This is a genomic window from Bradyrhizobium sp. Cp5.3 (assembly GCF_000426265.1).
GTDB classification, from domain to species: domain Bacteria; phylum Pseudomonadota; class Alphaproteobacteria; order Rhizobiales; family Xanthobacteraceae; genus Bradyrhizobium; species Bradyrhizobium neotropicale.
In genome coordinates this window covers 1-1,855 of sequence record NZ_AUFA01000127.1, presented here as the reverse complement: position 1 = coordinate 1,855, position 1,855 = coordinate 1, and the positions used below count along the sequence as shown (strand labels likewise).

Below are 1,855 nucleotides of genomic sequence, written 5' to 3'. Positions count from 1 at the left end.
CACTGTGCTCCAAGCAGAGGCCGGATACATTGATGCAAGACCGCATCTACCGGATCGTCGAAATCTTCTTGCACCGCACGGCCGGACCATACATTGGGGTCAAACTGAGAAGTACTCAACGTGGGCAAATTGCAGCCCGCTCTGCCTCACTAAGCAGACGTCGATAAGACGGGCCGGATTCATCGTCTTTGCGTGAGAATCTCATAGGATCGCTGTATCGCAATCAGCTCGGGCCCAAGCTGAGCATCATGCTCGAGCCTGCCGGCCGCGAAACCATGTCCTACGCCAATTCTGGTACAAGTGCTAAGGTAGGTAACGACTTTTAAGGCGTCGCTATCGAGTGTTCCCCTGACGACTCTTTCGACCCGAGCATTCATCACTGCCAATGGAGTATGGTCCGGAGAGCTAATATCGGCTTCTCTGCTGACGATCGTCACCTCGACGATTACTGGCGCGTCGATTTCTTCGGGAATATGGTCAAAGAGCACACCACTTTGCGAACTCGCCACCGCGCAGGCCTCTGCCCTGTCGAATACAAGACAACCAACAATCAAAGAAAGTGCGCAAAGCCCTGTCGTCTTCCATGTACGCATATTCGAAGGCTGATCGCTCATCATCGCACCACGATGCCAAGTCTTCTTAAGGTCCGCAATGGGGCCATGAACGGACTCATGCAGTGCAACACGCCGCTACTCGATCACCTCATCGGCGCGAAGGAGTAACGAGGTCGGCACGGTGAGGCCGAGCGCTTTGGCCGTCTTCATGTTGATCACTAGCTCGAATTTGGTCGGCTGCTCTACTGGCAGATCGGAAGGCTTGGCGCCTTTGAGGATCTTATCGACAAAGCTGCCTGCACGGCGGAATAGATCGAATAGGTCGGGGCCGTAGACGACCAATCCGCCATCGGCGAATTGTCGGAACAGATGCATCGCGGGCAGATGATATTTCGCTGCGAGGGCAATTACTCGCGGGGCCTGGCGGAAGATCAGAGCATCGCCCAGAACAATGATTGCATCGGCATGCTGCGCGGCGGCCGAAGCAAAGGCCGTATCAAGTGCCTCGGCGGTAGTCGCCTCAACTGCCGGCAGAGCCACGCCTAGCTCCCGGGCTGTACGGGGCACCTCCTCGGCCAATGTCAGCCGGTGCATCGGGTTGCCCGGATTGACCAAGAGGGCAATTTTTGAGGCGTTCGGGACCAGCTCCCGGAGGATTTCAATTCGTTTTGCGGCCCAATCTCCCGGCACGTAGGTCGCAAGACCCGTTATGTTGCCGCCTGGGCGGGAGAGGCTTTGGACAAGGCCGAGCCCGACCGGATCGAACACGACCACGAATACTATCGGAATGGTTCCAGTTGCCGATTTCAGTGCTAGGGCTGGTTCCGGCCCGGCGGCAATGATCAGATCAGGAGTTAGCGTCACCAACTCGGCGGCTAAAGTTGGCATGCGATCCGGGGTTTCGGCAAAACGATATTCGACGAGGAGGTTCTTGCCCTCGATCCAGCCTCTTTCACGCAAGCCACGGCGCCACGCCTCGCGACCCAGCGGATCCAAGAAATTGCCCAGGAAACCGATTTGGCGAGGCGGCCCTTGTGCCCGCACGCGTCGTGGCGAAACGAGCAGCGCCGCAGTAGCCGCTATGAAATCTCGCCGGTCCATTCGATCCTCACCAAGGCTTGAGGACGACCGGCGGAGAGTAACACGTTTCGCATCCGAGGCACGAATGCTGCAACGCAAGTGCGGCGTGTGGTGCAGGACCCCTTCGGGTCTTGGTTGTGTGGAAATGGATAGCTCGGAAGCGGCCGTAGTCGACAATCGTTGCAGGCCGCCGATGTTTTCGCGTCGGATCGTCCAATAGC

2 protein-coding genes are annotated in these 1,855 nt (G+C 57.7%); both read right to left on the bottom strand.

From position 1 onward, the window contains the following. Window positions 1–179: 179 nt before the first annotated feature. Window positions 180–614, bottom strand: coding sequence for a hypothetical protein (locus tag K289_RS47355; RefSeq protein ID WP_156918474.1), 435 nt, complete (start codon window positions 612–614; stop codon window positions 180–182). 75 nt (window positions 615–689) lie between these two features. After that, window positions 690–1,855 (bottom strand): ABC transporter substrate-binding protein (locus tag K289_RS0140740; RefSeq protein WP_245284153.1); only part of this gene is annotated, 1,166 nt, incomplete at its 5' end.